This is a genomic window from Roseateles koreensis (genome assembly GCF_028595305.1).
GTDB lineage: Bacteria > Pseudomonadota > Gammaproteobacteria > Burkholderiales > Burkholderiaceae_C > Paucibacter_A > Paucibacter_A koreensis.
On record NZ_JAQQXS010000013.1, the window covers coordinates 58,439 to 79,771 of the forward strand.

Sequence of the window (21,333 nt, forward strand, 5' to 3'; positions counted from 1 at the left end):
ACGTTGAGCAAGCGCTGTCCCCACAATTGAAGCCAGTATCCCGGCCTCGTTGCCTGCTCAGGAATCCAAGATGAAACGCCGAGAACCCGACTCCTTTTCTGAGGGCCGCCAGCCCTTGCCGGCCCGCGCCCAAGTCACCCTCGTTGGGGCCGGCCCCGGCGACCCCGAGTTGTTGACGGTCAAGGCCGCCCGTGCCCTGGCCCAAGCCGAATTGGTGCTCTACGACAACCTGGTGTCGCCCGAGGTGATGGCGCTGGTCAACCCCCGGGCCGAGCGCATTTTTGTTGGCAAGCAAAGCGGCAACCATCACCTGAGCCAAGAGGAAATCATCGCCTTGATGATCCGCTTGGTGCGCAGCGGGCGGCGGGTGTTGCGGCTCAAGGGCGGCGACCCGTTTGTGTTCGGCCGTGGCGGCGAGGAGGCGCAGGCCCTGGCGGCGGCGGGCATTGGCTTCGAGACCATTCCGGGCATCAGCGCCGCGCAGGCTGCGGCGGCTTCGACCGGGATCCCGCTGACGCATCGCGCCTATGCCGGCACGCTGATCTACACCACCGGCCATTTGCGCGCCGTCCCCGGTCACGAGGGGGCGCAGACCCAGAGCTTGCAGCTGGATTGGGCCACCCTGGCCCGCCCGCAGCAGACGGTTGTGATCTATATGGGCTTGGCTGCCCTGCCCGAAATCAGCCGCCAATTGATCGCCCATGGCCTGCCGGCGCACACGCCGGCGGCGTTGATCGAGAACGCCAGCCTGCCGCAGCAACGCTGTGTGCGAGGCTGCGTGCAAGACTTGCCTGAATTGGCCGTGATCCATGCGCTGAAGTCGCCTACATTGCTGATGATTGGCGAGGTGTGTGCCTTGCATGAAGTGTTGATGCCCGCCATGGACATGGCGTTGGCCGCCCCGTTGGCGCCCGTGCCCTGCGCCTGATCTGAACGGGTGGACGAATGAGTGAGTGCCGTCCAGCTGACTTGTTAGTTGACCGGCGCTGTGATGAAGAAGCGCCGCATCACTGTAGGGTGTAACTCGCCAACTCCCTGGGTTGCAGGATGTGGATGTCGCGGCGTGAAATCTGGATCAAGCCCTCATCCTCCAACTCTCGCAGCACGCGTGAGAAGTACTCTGGGCTCAGGTTCAGCCGGGAGGCGATGGTGGCCTTGCTGGCGGGCAGCGACACCGTGTGAGGTTGCTGGGTCAGGCGTGGCGTGGCTGTGCGGCTTTCCAGCAAAAAGTCCACCACCCGCTGCAGCCCGCTGTGCAGGCAGTAGCTCTCCACATCGCGCTGCAATTTATGAATGCGTTGCGAGGCATCGGCCAGCAAGCGCAGCGCAAAGCTGGGGTCGCGGGTGATCTGGTCGGTGATGGCGATCTTGGGGATGCGCAGCAACAAGGTGTCACCCAGGGCTTGCGCGCCGAAGGCCTGTGGCAGGTTGTCGAAAATCGAGGCCTCGCCCACGGTTTGGCCCGGCCCCAGAAGCTCCAGCACCTTCTCGCTGCCATTCGGCGCCAGGGCAAAGAGCTTTAACTGCCCGGTAATCACCACGTGAAAATGCTCGCAGGCTTCTCCCGCGCCAAACAAGGTCTGGCCGCGGCACAGGCGCAACAAGCTGCAGCCTTGGGCGGTGATGCGCGCGAGGTCTTCCTCGTTCAAGCTGCGGAACAGAGGCTGCATCGCCATATAGCGCGGCAGCTCTTGCCGGGTTGGACTGGACATGTGAAACATGCGATGAACCTCGTGATTAGGCGTGAGAAGGAAGTCGCTTCGGCCGCGATTCTGCTCAGCCTGCACCACGGGAATTTGACGTGCATCAAGATCGGCCCGGGCCTAGTTCGAGAGAACTAGGTCGCCTCGGTCGCATGAACGATGACGATTGGCGTTATGTTTCAAGAATGTTCTTAAACGGGTTGTGCGCCGGTATAAGAAGCCAGCCTGCCGGCATCGCGGATGTGGATATCTCGCTTGTCTACTTCGATCAGTTGGGCAACTTCCAGTTCATGCAGAACCCGCGAGAAATACTCTGGCGTGAGGCTCAGGCGGGAGGCAATGGTGGCTTTGCTGACCGGCAAGGAGACGGTGATGACCTCGCCGGTGGCGCAGTCTTCGGCCAGTTGGTCGCGCAGTAGGTAACCAATCACCCGTTGCACGCCGCTGTGCAGGGCGTAGGCCTGCACGTCATGGACGAGGCCGTGCAGGCGGCGCGAGATGCCGGCCAGCATGCGCAGGGCAAAGCGGCTGTCGTGGTCGATTTCAGCCAGCACCGCGCGCTTGGAAACCGACAGCAGCAGGCTGTCGGTCAAGGCCTGGGCGTTGATGATGTAGGCCCGGTCGGTGAACATCAGCGCCTCGGCAAAGCTGTCGCCCGGGCCTGCCAGTTCGATCACTTTTTCCTGCCCGGCCGGAGAGATGGCGAAGATTTTGACCTGACCGGTCACGGTCACGAAAAACTCCTCGCAGGGCTGGCCAACGCGGAACACGCTGTCGCCGCGCCCGAAGCGCAGCAGCGTGCAGCCCTCGGCGAGGCGCGTCAACTCCGCCGGATTCAGGTGGTTGAACAGCGGCAGTACGGAGAGATAGCGGGGCAGATCGAATGCGCGCAGGTCCATGGAATGCTCCTGGTTGGCGGGGCGGGCGGGATAGTAGGGGATTGTCGGAACTGCCCTGCGCACCGTAATTGATGCGGATCAAGAACGACTCGACCCTGGCGGACTGCCAGCGGATTGGGGGGGCAGCGCGCTAACGCGTCAATCGTCCGTACAGGCTTGCTAGGCGGAGCGGCAGTTCGGTGGGACGGGCGACGCGGGCCCAGCCTTGATGCCCGAAGAGGTGGGGCAGGTAGTGCTCGGCTTGGTCGTCGATGCTGAGGCAAAAGGGCTGCAGCCCGGCGCGGCGCGCTTCCCGCACAGCCTCGCGTGTGTCTTCGACGCCCCAGCGCCCCTCGTAGATGTCCAGGTCATTGGGTTTGCCATCGGTCAGCAAGAGCAACAGGCGCTGGCGCTCGGGCCGCTCCTGCAGACGGCGGGTGGCTAGGCGCAGCGCGGCACCCATGCGGGTGTAGTAGCCGGGTTTGATGGCGCCGACCCGGTCTTGCACCGGGGCAGACCAACGTTCCTCGAAGCTTTTGAGTTGGTGGATGCGCACCTGGTTGCGCCGCACGGAGCTGAACCCCAGCATGGCGAAGGGGTCGCCGCAGCCGTGCAGGGCTTCGCCGAAGACGTAGAGCGCGTCGCGGATGACGTCGATCACCCGCGACTCATTGTTGGCGTAGGCGTCGGTGGACAAGGACAGGTCGGCCAGCAGCAAGGTGGCCAGGCTGCGCTCGCCACGCTGGCGGCGGGCGTAGACGCGTGGGTCAGGGCCCGTGCCGGTGTGGGCTGTGCTCAGGTGGCGCACGAATGCGTCCAGGTCCAGCGCCTCGCCTTCGCTGCAACTGCGCTGCCACTGAGGTGCTGCGCGCAGCACCTCCAGGCGGCGGCGCACGCGGCGGGCGGTCTGGCGCAACTGGGGCGTGGGTTGAAAAGGGGCGCCGCCGGGCCGGGCCACCAGGTGCTGTACGCGGCAGTGGTCGGGCAGCAGGCATTGGCGCTTCCAGTCCCATTCGGGCAGGCTTTCTCCAGCGCCCAGCGGCAGGTCGTCGGCGCTGGCGCTGGGCAGGTCCAGATCGAACTTGATGCGGGCGGCGGCGGCGGTGCCGTCGCGGGCCAGCGTCAGCTCTTCCATGTCGTCGGCGGCCTGGGCCTGCGTGTCATCGGGGTCTTCGTCGCTGCCGCGGTCCAGGGGTACATGCTCGCTCCAGCCCTGGAGCGACTCGGTGCGCGAGGGCAGGAGCATGGGCGCGCGCTGGGACGATGATTTGGCCTGCCGGGCGCGGCGGCGCTTTTTGTCTTCTACCGTTTCGCCGGGCGTCTGCGGCCCGCTGCCCGCGCGAGCTTGGCGGGCTTGGCTGGCGCCGTGCGAGGCCGTGGGCGGTACGGCCTGCAGCCACAGCCAGACCGGGGCCAGCTGCGTACCGGGCTGCTGCAGGTTGGTGGGCAGGATGGCAGGCGCAAGGTTTGCGTCGGGTTCAAGCGTTAGCAAGGCTTGCAGCGCTTGTTCAAGCGCCAGTGCGGGGCCGTGCAGGCTGGCGGCATCGGTGCGGCGCTGGGCCAGGTGGGCGTCTCGCAGGCGTTGCCAGCGTGGCAGCAGGCCGGGGCAACGCTGCAGGGCCAGGCGGCAGGCGGCCAAGTTGTCAGCGGCCCAATGCTGGCCATCGCTGCTCGGCACAAAGGCAGCGGCCAGGGCGGCGAGCCAGAGGTAGAGGTCGCGGTTCAGAGCCGCGTCGCTGAACAGGGCGATGCGTGGCGGCAGGGCCAGGGTCTCGCTGTCCAGGCGCGGCAGGGCGGCGCGGGTGCCGCTGCCGGCCAGGCGTTGCAACCAGGTGCGCGGACCGCCGATGCGCATGTCCGCCGCAGCCACGATGCGCACCGCGTGCCCGCCGCCCGCTGCGCGGTAGAGCAGGCCCACGGCTTGCTGCACGCTGCCCAGCTCCACCACGGCGGCCACGCAGCTGCGGTCGGCCGCGCCGGTAATGAAGCGGTGCCAGCGTTCGCCAATCCACTCTTCCATGGCTATTGATCTCGACGGTTCAGTTGATGTTGCTTGAGGGTTTCGCGCAGGGCGTCCACACCCACCGTCCACGCCAGTTGCGGCGTGGGCAAGTGGGGTTGGCCGTCTTTGGATTCGGCGCATTGGTCGAGGCAGCGGCCACACTGCACACAGGAGAACATCAGCCGCTTGATCTGGCGGGGCCGCAGGCGCATGGGGCAGACGTTGTCGCAGGCATTGCCTTGGGGAGACTGTGCGGTGCTGCAACTGCGGCAGTCGCTGGCGCGCTCGCGTTTGAAGGCGATCACCATGGCGCGCGGATTGGCCATCCAGGCTAGGCTTTGGAACAAGCCCACCGCGCAGCCGAAGCGGCAGAACAGATGGCGGGCGAACAGCAGCTCCGCCGTGAAGGCGCAGCCGCCGATCAGGATGAAGCGGGCCTGGTTGGGCGTCAGGGTGCCGCTCAACAGCCCCTCCCAAATCAGCTTGGGCGGCAACAAATAAGTGAGCAGGGTGATGGACCAGAGAAAGCCAAAAACGGCGCAGCTCAGGGCAAACACCGGCCACCAGCGTGCCTGGGTGCGCTCGCCTGAGCGCAAGGTGGGCGCGGCGTCCCAGAGGCTGAACTTGCCGCAGGCCTTGTGCAGCAGGGCGTTTAGCCCCTCCACAAGCGAGAAGTGCGGGCACAGCCAGCCGCAGTAGAGCCGGCCCCAGCGCCAGGCCACGCCCATGAAGAGGGCCACCCCTGCGATGGCCGGCAGGATGCCGCGCAGGATCAGGCTCAGGGCTGCCTCGGTGGCGGTGACCTGGCCGTGGGCCAGTGCGTCGATCCCCAGGCTCCAGCGCATGCCCAGCACCCAGAGCTGGGTTTCGCTCAGGTCGAAGCGCAGCAGGTTGAAAGCCGGCGCGAGCAGAAATAGCGCAAAGAAGCTCCACTGGGTGGCGCGGCGGCGGCGCTGCAGGCGTTTGCTGTGCGCCGCCGCTGACAGCGACTCAGGCATCGCCGATCACCGCTCGCAGCACTTCGTGCAGGGCGGCGCCGGTCTCGGCCTCGTCGGTCAACGCGTCGATGATGGCGGCGCGGCAACTGGCCAGCAAGGGCAGGCCGGCCACATGCAGCCGGGCGGCCATCACCAGCAGGCGGGTGCTGGCGGTTTCTTCCAAATCCTGCTCGGTCAAGCGGCGCAGGGCCTGGGCCAGGCGCACCAACTGGGCGGCCACGGCCGGTGAGCAGCCACTCTCTGTGGCGACGATGGCTTGCTCCACGGCGGGCGCGGGGTAGTCCAGCCCCAGGGCGACAAAGCGCTGGCGGGTGCTGGGTTTGAGCCCTTTGAGCAGGTTCTGGTAGCCGGGGTTGTAGCTGATCACCAGCATGAAGCCGGGCGCCGCCTGCAAAAGCTCGCCGGTGCGCTCGATGGGCAGCACCCGCCGGTCGTCGGCCAAGGGGTGCAGCACCACGGTGGTGTCTTTGCGGGCCTCCACCACTTCGTCCAGATAGCAGATGGCGCCCTCGCGCACGGCGCGGGTCAGCGGGCCGTCGAGCCAGCGGGTGTCGCCGCCCTGGATCAGGTGGCGGCCCACCAGATCGGCGGCGCTGAGGTCGTCATGGCAGCTGACCGTGATCAGCTTGCGGCCAAGGCGGGCCGCCATGTGCTCGACCAGGCGGGTCTTGCCGCAGCCGGTCGGCCCCTTGATGAGCAGGGGCAGGCGGCTGGCGTGGGCGTGCTCGAACAGGCGGCACTCCTCGCCCTGCGGCGCGTAGTACGGGGGCGCCGCCAGGGCCTGAGATTGAGCCTGAGCTTCGTCCTGGAGTAGCCGGGCGCTGTGCATTTCCATCAGGCGGTCCGGGGCAGGGCGCCGGCTGGCAGCTCGTCTTCAGCACGGCCGGGGCCGATGAAGAAGCTACTCAGGTAGGTCAGCAAGCCGATCAGGAAACTCACGCCGCCTGCCAGGCGCACCCAGTAGAAGAAGCGCAGCTGATCTTGCGTGGCCATGAAGCCCATGGCGCCTTCGGTGGGCATGCGTTGCAGCCAGATCTGCAGGATGCCGGCGCCGGTCAGGGCCAGCACCATCACGCCCATGCCGATGGTCATGATCCAGAAGCTCCACATCTCCACGCTCTGGGCGCGGCGCGGATTGGCCTCGCGGCCCCGCAGGATGGGCATGGCATAACTGATCATCGCAATGACCACCAGCACATAGGCGCCGTAGAAGGCCAGGTGGCCGTGGGCGGCGGTGATCTGGCTACCGTGGGTGTAGTAGTTGACGGGGCTCAGCGTGTGGATGAAGCCCCACAAGCCGGCGCCCAAAAAGCCCATCACCGCGCAACCCACTGCCCACAACACGGCGGCCTGGTTGGGATGCTCGCGCTTGCGGCGCTGCACCATATTGAAGGCGAACAAGGTCATCATGAAGAAGGGCACAGGCTCCAGCGCGCTGAACACACTGCCCACCCACTGCCAATACCCCGGCAGGCCGATGAAGAAGAAGTGGTGGCCGGTGCCCAGGATGCCAGTGACCAGGGCCATGGTGATGATCAGGTAGAGCCACTTGTCGATCACCTCACGGTCGACGCCGGTGGTCTTGATCAGCACAAAGGCCAGCAGCGCACCGAGGATCAACTCCCACGTGCCTTCCACCCAGAGGTGAACCACGAACCACCAGTACATCTTGTCGCGCACCAGGTTGTCAGGGTTGACAAAGCTGAACAGGAACATCAGCGCCAAGCCCCACAAGCCCATCAGCAGCACCAGGGTGATGGCCGTCTTGCGGCCCTTGAGCACCGTCATGCTGATGTTGAACAAGAAGGCCAGGGCCACGATCACAATGCCCGCTTTGGTGGGCAGCGGCTGCTCCAGGAACTCGCGTCCCATGGTGGCGAGCAGGTTGTTGCCTGTCATCTCCGCCAAAGTGGCGTAGGGCACCAGCAGGTAGCCCAGGATGGTCAGCGCGCCCGCGCTCAGGAAGACCCAGAACAGGATCTTCGCCAGCAGCGGGCTGAAGAGCTCGGTCTCCGCCTCTTCAGGCACCAGGTAGTAGGCGCTGCCCATAAAGCCCATCAGCAACCACACAATCAGCAGATTGGTGTGCACCATGCGGGCGATGTTGAAGGGAATGGCCGGGAACATCAGATCCCCGATCAGGTACTGCAGGCCCAAAGTGATGCCGAAGACGATCTGGCCGACAAACAGCGCCAAGGCGCCGATGAAGTACAGCTTGGCAACGGCCTGCGATTTGTATTTGAGGGTGGTGGGTTTCATTGTTGCTTCTCCTCAACCTTCCACATTCGGGGGCCACTTTTCGGTATTGATACCGTTGGTCCACTTGAGAAACTCGACCAGGTCGTCAAGCTGCTGGTCGTTCAGATGGAAGTTGGGCATCTGGCGGCGGCCCGGGGCGCCCGTGGGCTGGGCCTTGATCCAGGCCTTGATGAACTCAGGGCCGCGGCGGGTGTACACATTGCCCAACTCCGGCGCGAAGTAAGCCCCTTCGCCCAGAATGGTGTGGCAGCCAATGCAGTTGTTGGCCTCCCAAATGTGCTTTCCCCGCACCACGGCGGGCGTGAGGGCGGCGGCGTTGGAGCGCTGCGGAATGCGTTGCTCGGTGTTAAAGATCAGCGCGGCAAACAGCAGCACGAAAAACAAGGTGCCGCCGTAGAAGATGTTGCGCGCCATCTGGCTGGTGAAGCCTCGGCTCATGGTGATCCTCTGGGTCGAATGGAGATGGCGCAAGACTAGGGATTGGCGCCGGCGCTGTCCTTGAACCGGAACAAGGAAAAAGGCGACGGCCACCCAACGTACGGCGGACCGTGTCGCGGACGCTGCAGTTGTTGTGGACAGTGCCGCAGCCGCTGCCTTTGCCGCCAGCGTTGTTGCGCGTCAGTGCTCGGCGTGGACCCGCCGCGACCGGGGGTCGAGGCGGCGCAGCAGCTCGGGCGCAATTTCGTCCAGGCGCAGCACCTGCCCGCCCCGTGCCTGGGCAAAGGTCTGCGCGGCAGCGGCATCGGCAAAGGCCGGCAGGTTGCCGGCCCGCATGGGGCCCAAGGCGTTGGAGCCGCTGACAAAGTAGGCCTGCTCGGCCACCAGCCAATGGCCGTCCCGGCTGTCGCGCACATAACGCACGGCCACATCGGTGGCTTTGCGCCCGGGCGCGAAGCGGGCCACGTCTTGCAGATAGATCAGCAGGGACACGGGGGAGTCGAAGTATTGCGTGGCGCCATCGCTGAAAATCAGCTGCGCCGCCCACTCGGGCGCGTGCGCCGGGACCATGCCGCAAACCGGGCAACGCGCGTCGGCGGGGACGGGGCGGGCTTGCAGCAAGCCCAGGCCCGAATGCGGGTCGTAGGGCCGGGGCGGGGCGAGCACGCAGATCTCATTCGTGATCTCGGTGTTTCCAGCGGCCCCTGGCGAGGTCGATTTCTTTGCAAAGGCAACGCGCACCAGCAGCACACCGGCCGCGCCTGAGCAGGCGACCAGCAAGCCGGTGAGGCCCAGGCGGCGCCGGTTCAGCGCAAATGCGGCGGCGGGAGGCATGTGCTTACATCCGGCCGTCGTGCAGGGCGCCGCCGCTGAGGTCCACCATGTCGGCCTTGATCTCGCTGTAGCGCAGCAGGTGGCCTCCCCAGTCCTTCATGAACGCCCGGGCCCGGTCCTCGCGCACGAAGCTGGCCACCGTGGCGCCCATCGAGCCGTGGCGCTTGCTGCCCAGCACGAAGAAGCCGTCTTTCGCCTCGAACCAATGGCCGTGCGGCTGATCCCAGTCGGCCAGCCCCATGTCTTGCACATAAACGGCGCGCAGCGGTTTGACTTGCTCGGGGCGCAGTAGCGTGTTGAACAGCTCCACCGTGTCGCAGAAGAACACCGGCTGCGCCTGCCCGACGTAGTGGATCTGCCCCTTGGGGCCGGCGTAGTCGGACAGCAGCATACCGTCCAGATCGCAGGTGGTGTGCGCGTCGATTTCGACCGGGCCGACCGGCGAGGCTTGTTCATCGCGGCCACAGGCGGCCAGCGCCAGGGTCAGCAGCGGCGCCAGCAACAAGGTGCGGCGCTGCAGGGGGTGCCGCAAGGTCCGATGCAGTGGGTGAGTCACTTCATTCATGAGCGGAATCTCCAACGGGCCAGAGCCAGCGGCACAACGATCCAGGCGCCCATCACCAGTCCCATCAGCCAGGGCTTGGCCATGGCCGGTGGCACCAGGGTGCCGAGACCGTAGAGCGTGCGCATGTCCTCCAGCGAAAAAATATTGAGGATGCGAAATACATCCGCCGGGTTTAAAAGCATGAGGTAGGCCAGCGCATCGCCGCTCAGCCAGCTGCTGCCGTCCGCGCCCGCCACCAGCAGGCCCAGCAGCAGCAGGTCGAACACCAGCACAAAGAAAAACCACAGTGCGATGGCCAGGCCCGAAGCGCGGGTGCGCTCACGTGCCAGCACCGACAGCAGCACCGCCAAGCTCAAAAAAGCCAAGCCCAGCAGCACGGCGCTCAGCACAAAGCCCAGGTAGTGGTACAGCCCGGCCCAGCCGAATTGGCGGTAAAGCAGCCCCGCCACCAGCCCGAAGCCCGCCAGCGTGGACAGCGTCAGGGCTGAGGCCAGGCCCAGGTATTTGCCCAGCAGCAATTCCAGACGTGTGATGGGCAGGGCCAGCAGCAGGTCGAGGCTGCCGCGCTCACGCTCGCCCACCACGGCGTCAAAACCCAGCAGCAGGGCAATCAGTGGGATCAGGTAGATGACCAGGCTGACCAGGCTGGCGATGATGAACTCGATCGAGCGCGGCCCGATCTGGCCCTGGGCCGAGCCGCCGAAATACGTGATGGCCAGCGAGAACAGGGTGAACACCAAGGCCACCGCCAGCACCCAGCGGTTGCGCATGCGGTCACGAAATTCCTTGGCGGCCAGGGTGAGGATTTGTTGTGCTTCCATCATGCGGCCCTCCGGCTTGCGTCGCCGAGACCGAAGAACACGTCTTCCAATGAAGGCTCCTGAATCTTGAGGTCCAGCAGGCGGCTGCCCAGTTGCGCGGCCAAGCCCAGTACGGCCATCTTGCTGGCCCGTGGGCAGGTCAGCACCAGGCTGTGTGTTGTGCCTTGCGCCGTGGTCTGTACGCCCAACCCTGGCACGCCGCTGAAGAAGGGGCTGGCGACGAGTGCATCCGCCTCGCTGGCCAGCACCAGTTCGATATGCAGCGGCGCTTGCTGTTGCTCGCGCAGGGCTTGCACCGTGCCCAGCGCCTGGATGCGGCCGGCCGACATGATGGCCAGCCGGTCCACCCGCTCTTGCAATTCAGCCAGAATGTGGGAGGTGATCAGCACCGTCACGCCCGTGTTGCGCAGCTCGTTCAAGGTGGCGTAGAAATCGCGAATGGCTTGCGGGTCGAGGCCGTTGCTGGGTTCATCCAGAAACAGCACGCGCGGGCTGCCGAGCAGCGCTTGCGCGAAACCCAGACGCTGGCGCATGCCCTTGGAATACTCGCGCAGCGGCCGCTGGCCGGCCGAGCCGAGGCCGACACGCTCCAGGGTGGGCTGGCATTGGTTCAAGGGCGCGCCTTTGAGCCGGGCGAAGAATTGCAGGGTTTCGAGCCCGCTGAGGTTGTCGTACAGCACCACGTTCTCGGGCAGGTAGCCGAGGCTGCGCCGCGTGGCGCGAAAGTCGCGGCCGCTGATGGACTTGCCGTCGATCAGGATCTCGCCACTGCTGGGCGCTACCAGCCCCAGCATCATCTTGAACAGGGTGCTTTTGCCGGCACCGTTGTGGCCGATCAGGCCGAAGATCTCGCCGCGCTGCACGCACAAGTCCACCTCCGTCACGGCATGAACCGCGCCGTACTGCTTACTGACGCCGCGCAAAGCAATCGCGGCGTTGGCGTCCATGCCGGGCTTATTGCCCCGGGAAATATTTGTCACGCCATTCACTCCATTGCTTGTGTGCCGCCTGCATGCGCGGGCGGGGGTCGATCACGCTGGGCACGCGCAGGACCGGGAATTGCTGGCCCACCAGGCGCAGGGCCTGGATGGCCGGGCTGGCCATCAGCAGCTTGAGGCTGGGGTAGCGCCAGGCGAGCCGGTCCACCATGTCGTTGGCTTCGTAGGGTACATCGCCAATGCCGTCGCCGTTGCGGTCCCAGCCGAGGTAGTTGCTCCAGTGGTTGCCGGCGCACTGACTCGGGTCGGGGGCCTTGCCGCGCTCCTTGGGCACGGCGCAGCCCCAGACCTCGTCGCGTGCACCCACATAGCGCACCTGCTCGCGGTTGCCGATGAAGTCATTGCCCTCCACCGTGTTGCGGGTGGAGCCGGCCGAGAGGTGCACGCCGATGCGGTTGCCGACAATCAGATTGCCCTTGAGCGTGGCGTACTCGACGTCGTAGATGAAGAGGCCGCGCTCGTTGCCCGCGATGATGTTGTTCTCGACCACCGAGTCTTGCAGGGTGCGCAGCATGATGCCGTGGTCGGAGTTGCCCCAGGTGCGGTTGCCGCGCACCACCTGGTCGCGTACCTCCATCAAGGCCAGGCCACCGCGGTTGTAGTAGCTGTCGTTGTCCTCCCACAGGTTGTAGTAGGAGTTCATGTAGTGGCTGCCGTAGCGGCTGTGATGCAGCTTGTTGCCCTGGAAGATGGCGTGGTGCGACACGTCGATGTAGAGCGCGTCGCGCACGAAGCCGATGTTGTTGCGCAGGATGCGCGCGCCGGTGGTGTTGTAGAGCTGGATGCCGTTGCCCCGTTGCGCGCTGTTGTAGTCGCGCTTGCCGGTGATCAGGTTGCCCTCGATGCGCACATCGTTGGCTTTTTCGATCCACAGGCCGAAGAGGTTGTAGGTGAGGTCGCAATGCTGCACCACGGCCCGGTGGGCACCCGGGTGAATGTAGATGCCGGCGTTCTGGTCTTTCAGGCTGTCACCGGAGTCGCTCACGATGAGGCCATCGATCGTCACGTCCGGGGCCGTCACGCTGAGCGTGTCGCCCTGCTGGGCGCCGCTGAGGGTGGGGCGGTTCAGACCGCGCAGGGTGATGGCCTTGCTCAGCACGAAGTTGCCTACATAACGCCCACGCGCCAGCTCCACCGTGTCGCCCGGCGCAGCAGCGTCCAGCGCCTGCTGCAGCGACTCTCCGGGGTGTACGCGCAGCGTGGTTGCCCCAGCTGCGCCGGCGGCGCCGAGCAGGGAGAGCGTTAGCAACAGCGCCAGGCCGTGCTGAAATCGATGGCGCTTCATCCCAACAGGCCGCCCATGGACTTGATGCCGATAAACAAGACGGCGCCGATCAGCAAGTTCTTGAAGCCGACGTAGCTGAGCATGTCCATCACGCTGGCGCGGCGGTAGTTGGCGCGCCACCAGGGGCCGTCTTTCACATAGCGCTTGCCGGCCAGGCGGATCAGCACCTCGTAGACGCTCCAGCCAAACCACCAGCCGATGATGGCGCTCTGAGAGAGCCGCCCGCTGCCCGCCAGCAGCCAAGCCATGCTGGCCGCAATGGCCAGGGAGAAGCCTGCGATCTGCAGCGCGCGTTGCGAGGCGAAGGCGCCGGCATTCCAGGGCCAGAGATGGTCCCAAAGCTCCAGGGCCAGCCACTTGAGGCCGCGGGCGTTGGTTTTGTGCGCGGGCATGGCCGGGTCGGTGGGCATGCGCGGGTCCGGGCCTGCGGCGACCTTGGCATTCATCGGCGGCATGGGCTCGATGGGGATGAAGTAGCCGTTTGCCCCGATCGGGGTGATCAGCAAACCGTCGCGCTCGCGGCGCTTGCGCTCCTTGGCCAGGGGCGGGCAGCCCTTTGCGTCGGTGTAGAGAATCATGCAGTCCAGGCAGTGCAGGCATTCGCGGTGGTCGATGCGGCCGGCCGCGTCAATAGCCAGGGAGCCACAGCCCACGGCGCAGGCCTTGCAGCTGTTGCAGTCCTGCTTGCGCTTGAGGCCGAACCAGCGGAAGGTGCTGGGCATGGCCAGCGCCGCGCCCAGCGGGCAGATGTACTTGCAGTACGGCCGCTCGATGAACAGCGAAGCGCCCAGAATCACGCAGACAAAGAGCCCGTAAGGCCAGGCGCGGTGGCTGATGCCCACCAGGAAGGTGGTCTTGAAGGGCTCCACCTCGGCCAGCATCTCGGCCAGGCCCATGGAGAACATGGACACGGTTAGCAGGCCGAAGAACACGCCGTACTTCACCCACTTGAGGCGGTCGTGCCACACGCGTGGCAAGTGGCCCTGCCAGCGCTTCAGGCCGATCTTGCCGGCGACTTTGTAGAGTGCTTCAGACAGCGAGCCAAACGGGCACATCCAGCCGCAGAACAAGCCGCGGCCGAACAAGAACACCGTCAGGATGATGAAGATCCAGAACAGGAAGATGAATGGATCGCTGAGAAACAGCGACCAAGTCCACTGGAACAGCAGCGAGTGGAACCAGGTCAGCACCTGGGTGATCGAGGGCTGGGCCATGGCGCCGAAGCCGACAAAGCCGATGCTCAGGGCCCAGGCGGTGTACTTGAAACCCTCGACCGGCCATTTGTTTTTGTGCGTGGCGAGGCGGGTCAGGCGCTCGCGCAGCGCGTAGACCACCGTCACGGCGATCAGCAGCACGGCGAACAGGCTGATCTCCAGCGCGCGACTTTTCCAGACCCGCACCCAGGGCGCAGCGGCTTCTTGCAAGGCAGGGCGGCCGCCTTGCAGCAGCTTGTCATCCAGCCAGACCTGGGCGTCGAAATTAACAAAGCTGCGCGTGCCCGTGGCGCGGTCCACCTTGTTGCCGAGGAAGGTCAGCTTCCATGGATAGGCCGGCGAGAAACTGGGGTTGCGGACGATGAAGATGGCCGACTCGTTGAAGTCCGGCGCACCCGCCGCCTGCAGGCTGTAGAGGTTGAGGTAGTCCAGGTCGCGGAAGGTGAAGGAGTCGCCGCCCTGCTTGAGTTGCACGCGGTCATAAATGCCGCCGCGCACAAAGCCCGAGCCCTTGAATGACTCCACGCCCGCGCTGCGCAGCACAAAGACGGCATGTTCGCCCGCCTTGAGCTTGGCTTGCAATTGCTGCCAGCCGTGCGCGCCCAGCAGGCTGGTGGCGACATCGGGGTGGTTGAGGTCACCGAACCAGAGTTCAATGAAGGGCTGGTCGCTGTGGTCCAGCCCCAGTTGCTCCGCGCGCACGCGCAGTTGCTGCACGGCGCCCAGGCGTTTGAGGTCGGCCCAGCTCAGGGGCTTGCCGTTCGTTTCGAAGCGTGCTGTCTCGCGTTGAATGGGCGGCAAGATGCCCACTTGGCGGGCCACGGCCTGCCCGGAGGTCAGCATGACCTGGTTCTGTGCGATCACCGTGACGGTGGCGCCAGAGATGGCATCGAGACCGAGCACGCCTTCATCGGGGCGCGACTGGCCAATCTCCAGGTTGTCGGACACCGACTTGCCCAGGTACTGTTTGTTGAAATTCAGCAGCGCCGACTCCGGGATGCCCAGCAGCAAGATGGGCTCGGAGTGCTTGAGCACCTTGGTGCCGACAAAGTGGCCGGTTTTGTCCAGGCCGATCAAGGTGACCACCGGCTTGCCGGAGTAGGCCGGCGTGTCGGTGATGTCGGTGGAGAGCATCACATAGCCCAGCAGCGGCTTTTTGCCCGCGGCGTCGGGGGGGCCATAGGCTTCGACATAGGGTGGTGAGCCCAGGCGATCGGAGAAGCTGCGCGCGCCGGGAAACACCTCGGTGCAGGGCAGCAGGGCGCACATGTCCTTGGCCTGCTGCAGGCCGGCGGGCAACTGCGCCTCATAGGCGCCGCCGCCCGACGCGCTGTGGGCACCGCTCGCGCCCAGACCCAGGCCGAGCAGCAGCAAAAATGCGGCCATGCAGGAGCATCGCTCCAGCAGGGCCGCCAAGGAGTGGCATCGCGAAAACATGGTCTCTTTCAACAAGGCCGGCGCCGCACTTCTGTTTGAGGTGCAGGGCGGCACCGGCGGCAGGACGGCGGGGCTCGAGACCGCCTCCTCAGGACAGGGCTGCATCGAATCCACCGCGACAGCACGATGGCAAACGACGCAACCTTTGCGCTTGCTTTTACGCTTCGACGATCATGCGCGTGCGCATCTCCAGGTGCAAGGCGTGGCAGAAGTGGGTGCAGTAGCACCAGTACACGCCGGGCTTGTCAGCCACAAAGGTCACCGAGGCCGTTTCCTGCGGGTTGACGATGAAGTTGACGTTGTATTTGGGAATGGCGAAGCCGTGGGTCAAGTCCTCGACCTTGTCCAAGTTGGTAAGGGTCAGGGTGACCACATCGCCCTTTTTGAGCTTGAACTCACGCATGCTGAACGCGGGGGCCTGCGAGGTCAAACGCACCTCGACCTTGTTGCCCTTGCGGAACACGCCCGATTCCTTGGGGTCCTTGATCGCATTGGGGAACTCGTCCAGCTGGTAGACCTGCTTGGGGCTCAGCAGTTCGCGCTTGAAGATGATGAAGTCGTGCGGCTCGCTGCGCACCGGGTGGTCGGCCAGCAGCACCATCTTGTCGCCCGAGATGTCGACGAACTGCTCGTTCTCAGGATGCAGCGGGCCAACGGGCAGGAAGCGGTCCTTGGAGAACTTGCAACCCACCGCCAGGAACTTGCCGTCGGCAGCCCGGGTTTCAGATTGGCTGGCGCTCAAGTGGCCCGGTTGGTATTGCACGTCCAGGCGGTCCACCACGTACTTGGCGCTCTTGTCGCCACCGTGGAACTTGATGGCGGCCTCGATGTTCCACTTCACGATCTGGCTGTCCAGGAACAGCGTGGTGTAGGCATTGCCGCGGCCGTCAAAGGCGGTGTGCAAGGGGCCCAGGCCCAACTCGACTTCGGCCACGATGGCCTTGTCGGGTGACTCCAGCTTGCCGTCGAAGTAATCCAGCATCTTGGCGAGCTCAATCACTGTGCCGGTGGGCGAAAGCTTGCCGGCGCAGATGAAGTATTTGGCGTCCGGGCTGGCGTTCACGCCGTGCGGGTTCTTGGGAACGGACACGTAGGCGGTCAGCGCGGTCTTGGCGTCTTTGTTGGACGCGCGGGTACCGTCCACCACGGGCACCTTGGAGTCCCCGTAGGTCTTGAACTTGCCTGCCTTGACCGCAGCCTCGATGCGGGCGATGTTGAAGAACAGGCAGGAGTCGCGTTCCGCGGACATCATGTCCTCGTACTTGACGCCCATCTCGGTGTTGTACTGGTTGGTCGCCGCCAGCTTGCCGTCGTAGGAGGTGGCGGTGAGGTCGCAGTTGCCGTCGATCAGCACTTGCCAGCGCACTTCCATGCTCTCGGCATCCACGCAGGTGAACAGCGAGTGGTAGGTGCTGCCGTCTTCACTGCCCACGGTGTTGGGCAGGGGCGTGGAGAACTCACCGCCACAGAACACGCGGGTGGTGTAGTTGATCTTCGGGTCCACTGGGTCAGCCTTGTCCGGGAAGATGCCGTGGAAGCCCTGCACATTGGGCAGCTCGGTGATCTTGTCGCAGATGAAGTAGTCCAAGCGGATACGCGCGATACGGCTGTTGATCTTGTCGTTGATCCAGGCGTAGCGGCCGTCGTAGTTGCCGTCCTTGTAGGAGGCGTGGGTGTGGTGGGTATCGGCAACGGTGTACTTCAGGCTGCCGTCGGCCTTGGTGCCCATGATTTTCTTGGACTCATTGGTCAGGCCCCAGCCCACCAGTGCGTCAGGCACAAAGCAGGGAATGCGATGGATTTCGCGGCCCGAGGGCATGCCCAGCACGCGCATATCGCCGGTGTGACCGCCGCTCCAGAGGCCGTAGTAGGTGTCCAACTCACCCGGCTTGAGGTGGGTGGCGTTGGCCACGCCGCCTTCATGGCCCGCTGGCGCGGGGCCGGAGGCGCTGGCGGGTGCTGCGGTGCCGGGCTTGTCGCTGCAGGCCACGGCCCCCAGCGTCAGGCCGGCCAGGGCCGCGCTGTTCATGAAACGGCGGCGGCCGAGTGCGGGTTGGCCGATTTCTTCGGTGTTGATTTTCTTGTCGCTCATGGGGAAAAGTCCTCGTCAGTTGGAACTTGAATGGGGCGCCTGATGCGGCGCGACATGAAACGTGAGGCGGTCGCGAACTTGGACCGAAGCGCCGGGGGGGGTTGGGTCCTTGAGTGAGGCTGGCGAATGGTTGCCCAAGGCAGATACATGGGCCTTGAACTGGTTCAAGAAAATCAAATTCAATACGGCGGGCCGCAAATATCGCGGCGCGGGCCTTTCGCAAACATCGGTGACTCCGCAGAATGGCTGCCTACGTCCCATTCAGGAGGAATTCATGCGTTCCCATATCGCCCTTGTAGTGGCATCGGCCTGCCTTGTTATGTTGGCGGCCTGCGGTCAAAAAGAATCCGCTGCGCCAAGCTCACCCACAGCATCGCCAACGGCTCCAAGTGCCCCGGTGGCTGCAGTGACACCCGCACCGACCCCGGCCGCAGAAAACATCTTGGGCAAGAGCACCTTTGGCAAGGTCTGCGCCATGTGCCATGCCGCGGGTGTGGCGGGCGCTCCCAAGCCCGGCGACAAGGCCGATTGGGGTCCGCGCATCGCCCAGGGCAAAGAAGTGCTTTACAAGCACGCGCTTGAAGGCTTCACGGGGGCCAAAGGCATGATGCCGGCGCGCGGCGGTGGCAGCACGCTCAGCGATGACGAGGTCAAGGCGGCCGTCGATCACATGGTGTCTTTGTCTCAGTAAAGTTTGACGGTGAACAGCATGCCCTTGACCCGCGCTGCACCCCTGTCCCGACGGACTTGCGCCTGGGCGATCCCGCTGCTGGCCGTGGGCTGGTCGGGGAGTCGTCCTGCACAGGCGCTGGCCTTGGCGCCAGCGGTGTCGCAATGGCGTGATTCGCGCGCGTTGCTGGGCACGCAGATCGACATGGTGGCCGAAGGCTTGCCTGCGCCTGAATTGGCACGGGCCATGGACAGCGCCTTTGCGGAGATTGCCCGACTCAGCGCCATGATGAGCCGCTATGAGCCGGGCAGTGCGCTGAGCGCGGTCAACCGCGCTGCGGGCCTTGGCGCCGTGCCTGTGCCCGCTGAATTGATGCAGGTGCTGCAAGCCGGGCAGGCGCTCAACCGCCGAAGCGACGAGCTGTTTGACATGACGGTCGGTGCCTTGAAGAGCTGGCACTTCGAGCCGGGGCAAACGGGCGGCATGCCCCGCCCGGCCCAACTCGCCCGGGAGCAGGCGCTGGTCGGCACCGACGGTTTGCACCTCGACGCGCGTGCCAGCACCGCCTACCTGCGCCGCGCCGGCATGGCGCTGGACTTGGGCGGGGTGGCCAAGCTTCCTATTCTTGCCGCAGGCTTGCGCAAGCTGCAGGCGCAGGGTGTGCAGAATGCCCTGATCAACGGCGGCGGCGATGTGTTCTACCTCGGGCGCACGCAGGGCCGGCCTTGGCGGGTGGGCTTGCGCGACCCGCGCCACCCCAGCCAGGTCTTGGGCGTGCTGGCGCTAGAAGGCCAGGGCTTGTTGGCGGCCAGTGGCGACTATGAGCGTTGCTTCATTCAAGACGGGGTGCGTCAGCACCACATCCTGGACCCGCGCAATGGCCGCCCCAGCCAGGGGCCCTGCGGGGTAAGCTTGCTGGCCCGCGACGTCGATGCCGTCAATGGGATGGGCGCGGTGTTCATGATTGGCGGCAAGCTGGCCGGTGAACGGGCGCTGGCAAAAAATCAGGGATCGCGGCAAAAGGGCGATGTCGAGTTTCTTGTTGTCGAGCGCGACCAAACCCTTTGGGCCTCGCCCGGCATGCGCCAGTCGCTGCGTAAGGGCTGAGTTCGCCGAGCCTTTTTTGACCCACATCCACCCGACCGTGACGTACAGTTCGCCAGGTTGCTAATTGGCAAATTACACGGACTTGTTGAGCCCCGGCGTTTCAAGAATCCCTGAAACGCCGGGCGGGTGGATGAAAAAGGACATGCAAATTCAATTCGGTGCTCCGACGGCCCTGGCCGTTCCATGATGGGCCGGCGTCTTCTGGCCTTGCTGGTGGGTTTGATGCTGGTCGGCGCGGCACGGGCGGACGAGATCGTGCTCGCCTCGCCCGAGTATTGGTGCCCCTTCAGTTGCAAGGCCGGCTCTGCGCAAGAGGGCTTTGCGGTGGACATCATTCGCGCCATCTTCACGGCCGAAGGCCACCGCGTGCGCCTGGTCAATGAGAACTACAGCCGGGCGCTGCTGGATGTGCGCGCCGGCATCTACACCGCCACGCCGTCTACCTTCCACGAAGAAGCGCCGGACTTTGTGTTTCCAGATGTACCCGTCACACGCAACCGTTTTTGCGTCTACGCGAAGGTGGGCAGCGCCTGGAGCTATACCGGCACGGCATCGCTAACGGCAAATCGCATCGGCATCATCAAGGACTACGCCTACGGGCCGGCTTGGGATCAATTGATGAAGCAAGAGCCCAAGCGGTTTGACCTGCACGCAGGAGACGATCTCAGCGAGCGCATGATCCGGCGCTTGATGCTGGACCGCATCGACGCCTTCGTCGAGGAAGAAAACCTCATCAGCTACACGCTGAAGCAGCACCCCAAATTGGCGGCGCGAGTGGCCGGTTGCGACGCGCCGACCTATGCCTATATGGCCATTTCACCCAAACTGGCCAAGGCACAGGGGTATGCACAGATTTTTTCAACCGGCATGCTCAAGCTGCGCAAATCGGGGCGCCTTGCCGAAATCCTGGCCCGTTATGGCGTGCCGGAGTGGTCCTGGCCCAGCCACCCGTGAACGCATGGGCTTGAGTTGCGGTAGGGGTGCCACAGTTCATGTCAGGGTTTGTACTGACTCTGCGACGTGAGCCGGTCTCGGCGGGTCTGCGCATGCGGGTTCTCGGGTGTAATCCAGCATTTGCCGCAAAAGCTAGTTGGAGCTATTGAAAATGAACATGAAGCCATTTGGACAAGGCGGCCGTGCGCTGTTGCTGGGCGCGACGCTGGCGCTGACGATGGGTTGGGCGCAGGCACGCACGCCCTTGGTGTTGATGACTGATTTCGGCCAGGCCGATGGGGCGGTGTCGGCGATGCGCGGCGTGGCCTTCGGGGTGGACGAGGGCTTGAATGTGTCCGACCTGAGCCATCAGATCCCTGATTTCGACATCTGGACGGGCGCTTACCGGCTGTACCAAACCGCCAATTACTGGCCCAAGGGCTCGGTGTTCGTGACCGTGGTGGACCCCGGCGTGGGCACGCTGCGCAAGTCGGTGGTGCTGAAGACCAAGACGGGGCACTACTACGTCGGCCCCAACAACGGGCTCTATACCCTGGTGGGCGAGCGTGATGGCGTCGAAGCCCTGCGCGAGATCGATGAAAACGTCAACCGCCTGCCCGGCTCCGCCGAGAGCTACACCTTCCATGGGCGCGACGTTTACGCCTACACCGGCGCCCGGCTGGCTTCGGGGCAGATCAGCTTTGAGCAAGTCGGCCCCGCGCTGGACGTTGCCAGTCTGGTCAAGCTGGACTACCAAAAGCCCCAGCGCCAGGGCGACACCTTGGCGGGCAACATCCCCGTGCTGGATGTCAATTTCGGCAACGTCTGGAGCAATATTCCGAAGTCCATGCTCGATGGGTTGAACCTCAAGCCCGGTGAAAAGCTGCGCGTGCGCTTCTACCAAGGCAAGCGCCTGGTGGCGCAGGTGGTGGCGCCGTTCGAAAACTCGTTCGGCGGCGTGGCGCCGGGCAAGCCGATGGTTTATGTGAACAGCTTGCTGAACTTGTCGGTGGCTATCAACCAGGGCAATTTCGCCAAGTTGCACAAGATCCAGTCGGGTGCGGATTGGCACCTCGACGTCAGCAAAGCACATTGAAAC

General features: G+C 64.9%; 19 protein-coding genes. 5 read left to right on the plus strand and 14 right to left on the minus strand.

The annotated features are described in order from the left end of the window. The first annotated feature begins 70 nt into the window (after positions 1-70). Entirely contained in the window at positions 71-928 is an 858-nt protein-coding gene (gene cobA / locus PRZ01_RS14675; RefSeq protein ID WP_273597548.1) for a uroporphyrinogen-III C-methyltransferase, read from the plus strand. A gap of 79 nt (positions 929-1,007) precedes the next feature. On the opposite strand, the gene PRZ01_RS14680 is transcribed toward cobA, so the two are convergent. From PRZ01_RS14680 to nosZ, 14 genes are all read right to left on the minus strand, one after another. Further along, positions 1,008-1,712, minus strand: a complete 705-nt coding sequence (locus PRZ01_RS14680) for a Crp/Fnr family transcriptional regulator (protein ID WP_273597549.1) — start codon at positions 1,710-1,712, stop codon at positions 1,008-1,010. A gap of 182 nt (positions 1,713-1,894) precedes the next feature. Continuing rightward, positions 1,895-2,602: a Crp/Fnr family transcriptional regulator gene (locus PRZ01_RS14685; protein ID WP_273597550.1), complete on the minus strand. Its 708-nt coding sequence runs from the start codon at positions 2,600-2,602 to the stop codon at positions 1,895-1,897. Positions 2,603-2,732: 130 nt separating this feature from the next. After that, positions 2,733-4,601, minus strand: coding sequence for a nitric oxide reductase activation protein NorD (locus PRZ01_RS14690; protein WP_273597551.1), 1,869 nt, complete (start codon positions 4,599-4,601; stop codon positions 2,733-2,735). A 2-nt stretch (positions 4,602-4,603) separates the two neighbouring features. Continuing rightward, complete coding sequence (locus PRZ01_RS14695) at positions 4,604-5,581, minus strand: 4Fe-4S binding protein (protein ID WP_273597552.1); 978 nt, start codon at positions 5,579-5,581, stop codon at positions 4,604-4,606. Beyond that, positions 5,574-6,410 (minus strand): CbbQ/NirQ/NorQ/GpvN family protein, encoded by an 837-nt coding sequence (locus PRZ01_RS14700; protein WP_273597631.1) that lies wholly within the window; start codon positions 6,408-6,410, stop codon positions 5,574-5,576. The genes PRZ01_RS14695 and PRZ01_RS14700 overlap by 8 nt, the downstream gene beginning before the upstream one ends. A 5-nt stretch (positions 6,411-6,415) precedes the next feature. Continuing rightward, a complete protein-coding gene (locus tag PRZ01_RS14705) occupies positions 6,416-7,840 on the minus strand; it encodes a cbb3-type cytochrome c oxidase subunit I (protein WP_273597553.1) in 1,425 nt (474 codons plus the stop codon). 12 nt (positions 7,841-7,852) lie between these two features. Continuing rightward, entirely contained in the window at positions 7,853-8,278 is a 426-nt protein-coding gene (locus PRZ01_RS14710; RefSeq protein ID WP_273597554.1) for a c-type cytochrome, read from the minus strand. Between the two features lie 180 nt (positions 8,279-8,458). Beyond that, on the minus strand, positions 8,459-9,112 hold the full coding sequence (locus PRZ01_RS14715) for a nitrous oxide reductase accessory protein NosL (RefSeq protein ID WP_273597555.1): 654 nt from the start codon (positions 9,110-9,112) through the stop codon (positions 8,459-8,461). 4 nt (positions 9,113-9,116) lie between these two features. Next, complete coding sequence (locus PRZ01_RS14720; protein WP_273597556.1) at positions 9,117-9,677, minus strand: nitrous oxide reductase accessory protein NosL; 561 nt, start codon at positions 9,675-9,677, stop codon at positions 9,117-9,119. Continuing rightward, positions 9,674-10,498 (minus strand): ABC transporter permease, encoded by an 825-nt coding sequence (locus tag PRZ01_RS14725; protein ID WP_273597632.1) that lies wholly within the window; start codon positions 10,496-10,498, stop codon positions 9,674-9,676. Before PRZ01_RS14725 ends, PRZ01_RS14720 begins: the two co-directional genes overlap by 4 nt. After that, positions 10,498-11,445: an ABC transporter ATP-binding protein gene (locus PRZ01_RS14730; RefSeq protein ID WP_273597633.1), complete on the minus strand. Its 948-nt coding sequence runs from the start codon at positions 11,443-11,445 to the stop codon at positions 10,498-10,500. The genes PRZ01_RS14725 and PRZ01_RS14730 overlap by 1 nt, the downstream gene beginning before the upstream one ends. A 7-nt stretch (positions 11,446-11,452) precedes the next feature. Then, positions 11,453-12,781 (minus strand): nitrous oxide reductase family maturation protein NosD, encoded by a 1,329-nt coding sequence (locus tag PRZ01_RS14735; RefSeq protein ID WP_273597557.1) that lies wholly within the window; start codon positions 12,779-12,781, stop codon positions 11,453-11,455. Continuing rightward, positions 12,778-15,432 carry a NosR/NirI family protein gene (locus PRZ01_RS14740; RefSeq protein WP_273597558.1) on the minus strand — a complete coding sequence of 885 codons (2,655 nt, stop codon included), beginning with the start codon at positions 15,430-15,432 and terminating at the stop codon, positions 12,778-12,780. The genes PRZ01_RS14735 and PRZ01_RS14740 overlap by 4 nt, the downstream gene beginning before the upstream one ends. 157 nt (positions 15,433-15,589) lie before the next feature. Then, positions 15,590-17,524, minus strand: a complete 1,935-nt coding sequence (gene nosZ / locus PRZ01_RS14745) for a TAT-dependent nitrous-oxide reductase (protein ID WP_273597559.1) — start codon at positions 17,522-17,524, stop codon at positions 15,590-15,592. A 274-nt stretch (positions 17,525-17,798) separates the two neighbouring features. On the opposite strand from nosZ, the gene PRZ01_RS14750 reads away from it, so the two are divergent. The 4 genes from PRZ01_RS14750 (at position 17,799) to PRZ01_RS14765 (ending at position 21,330) form a co-directional block, all read left to right on the plus strand. Further along, positions 17,799-18,215 carry a c-type cytochrome gene (locus tag PRZ01_RS14750; protein WP_273597560.1) on the plus strand — a complete coding sequence of 139 codons (417 nt, stop codon included), beginning with the start codon at positions 17,799-17,801 and terminating at the stop codon, positions 18,213-18,215. Positions 18,216-18,233: 18 nt separating this feature from the next. Further along, entirely contained in the window at positions 18,234-19,301 is a 1,068-nt protein-coding gene (locus tag PRZ01_RS14755) for an FAD:protein FMN transferase (RefSeq protein ID WP_273597561.1), read from the plus strand. A gap of 186 nt (positions 19,302-19,487) precedes the next feature. Continuing rightward, the gene (locus PRZ01_RS14760) at positions 19,488-20,255 is read left to right on the plus strand and encodes a substrate-binding periplasmic protein (RefSeq protein WP_273597562.1); all 768 of its coding nucleotides are present in this window, start codon (positions 19,488-19,490) and stop codon (positions 20,253-20,255) included. Positions 20,256-20,406: 151 nt separating this feature from the next. Then, the gene (locus PRZ01_RS14765) at positions 20,407-21,330 is read left to right on the plus strand and encodes an SAM hydrolase/SAM-dependent halogenase family protein (RefSeq protein WP_273597563.1); all 924 of its coding nucleotides are present in this window, start codon (positions 20,407-20,409) and stop codon (positions 21,328-21,330) included. The last annotated feature ends 3 nt before the right edge of the window (positions 21,331-21,333 follow it).

What these genes read in the sequence shown, in the direction of transcription:
- cobA (WP_273597548.1), top strand. Translation starts at nt 71, where the DNA reads ATGAAACGCCGAGAACCCGACTCCTTTTCTGAGGGCCGCCAGCCCTTG.
- PRZ01_RS14680 (WP_273597549.1), bottom strand. Translation starts at nt 1,712, where the DNA reads ATGTCCAGTCCAACCCGGCAAGAGCTGCCGCGCTATATGGCGATGCAG.
- PRZ01_RS14685 (WP_273597550.1), bottom strand. Translation starts at nt 2,602, where the DNA reads ATGGACCTGCGCGCATTCGATCTGCCCCGCTATCTCTCCGTACTGCCG.
- PRZ01_RS14690 (WP_273597551.1), bottom strand. Translation starts at nt 4,601, where the DNA reads ATGGAAGAGTGGATTGGCGAACGCTGGCACCGCTTCATTACCGGCGCG.
- PRZ01_RS14695 (WP_273597552.1), bottom strand. Translation starts at nt 5,581, where the DNA reads ATGCCTGAGTCGCTGTCAGCGGCGGCGCACAGCAAACGCCTGCAGCGC.
- PRZ01_RS14700 (WP_273597631.1), bottom strand. Translation starts at nt 6,410, where the DNA reads ATGCACAGCGCCCGGCTACTCCAGGACGAAGCTCAGGCTCAATCTCAG.
- PRZ01_RS14705 (WP_273597553.1), bottom strand. Translation starts at nt 7,840, where the DNA reads ATGAAACCCACCACCCTCAAATACAAATCGCAGGCCGTTGCCAAGCTG.
- PRZ01_RS14710 (WP_273597554.1), bottom strand. Translation starts at nt 8,278, where the DNA reads ATGAGCCGAGGCTTCACCAGCCAGATGGCGCGCAACATCTTCTACGGC.
- PRZ01_RS14715 (WP_273597555.1), bottom strand. Translation starts at nt 9,112, where the DNA reads ATGCCTCCCGCCGCCGCATTTGCGCTGAACCGGCGCCGCCTGGGCCTC.
- PRZ01_RS14720 (WP_273597556.1), bottom strand. Translation starts at nt 9,677, where the DNA reads ATGAATGAAGTGACTCACCCACTGCATCGGACCTTGCGGCACCCCCTG.
- PRZ01_RS14725 (WP_273597632.1), bottom strand. Translation starts at nt 10,498, where the DNA reads ATGGAAGCACAACAAATCCTCACCCTGGCCGCCAAGGAATTTCGTGAC.
- PRZ01_RS14730 (WP_273597633.1), bottom strand. Translation starts at nt 11,445, where the DNA reads ATGGACGCCAACGCCGCGATTGCTTTGCGCGGCGTCAGTAAGCAGTAC.
- PRZ01_RS14735 (WP_273597557.1), bottom strand. Translation starts at nt 12,781, where the DNA reads ATGAAGCGCCATCGATTTCAGCACGGCCTGGCGCTGTTGCTAACGCTC.
- PRZ01_RS14740 (WP_273597558.1), bottom strand. Translation starts at nt 15,432, where the DNA reads ATGTTTTCGCGATGCCACTCCTTGGCGGCCCTGCTGGAGCGATGCTCC.
- nosZ (WP_273597559.1), bottom strand. Translation starts at nt 17,524, where the DNA reads ATGAGCGACAAGAAAATCAACACCGAAGAAATCGGCCAACCCGCACTC.
- PRZ01_RS14750 (WP_273597560.1), top strand. Translation starts at nt 17,799, where the DNA reads ATGCGTTCCCATATCGCCCTTGTAGTGGCATCGGCCTGCCTTGTTATG.
- PRZ01_RS14755 (WP_273597561.1), top strand. Translation starts at nt 18,234, where the DNA reads ATGCCCTTGACCCGCGCTGCACCCCTGTCCCGACGGACTTGCGCCTGG.
- PRZ01_RS14760 (WP_273597562.1), top strand. Translation starts at nt 19,488, where the DNA reads ATGGGCCGGCGTCTTCTGGCCTTGCTGGTGGGTTTGATGCTGGTCGGC.
- PRZ01_RS14765 (WP_273597563.1), top strand. Translation starts at nt 20,407, where the DNA reads ATGAACATGAAGCCATTTGGACAAGGCGGCCGTGCGCTGTTGCTGGGC.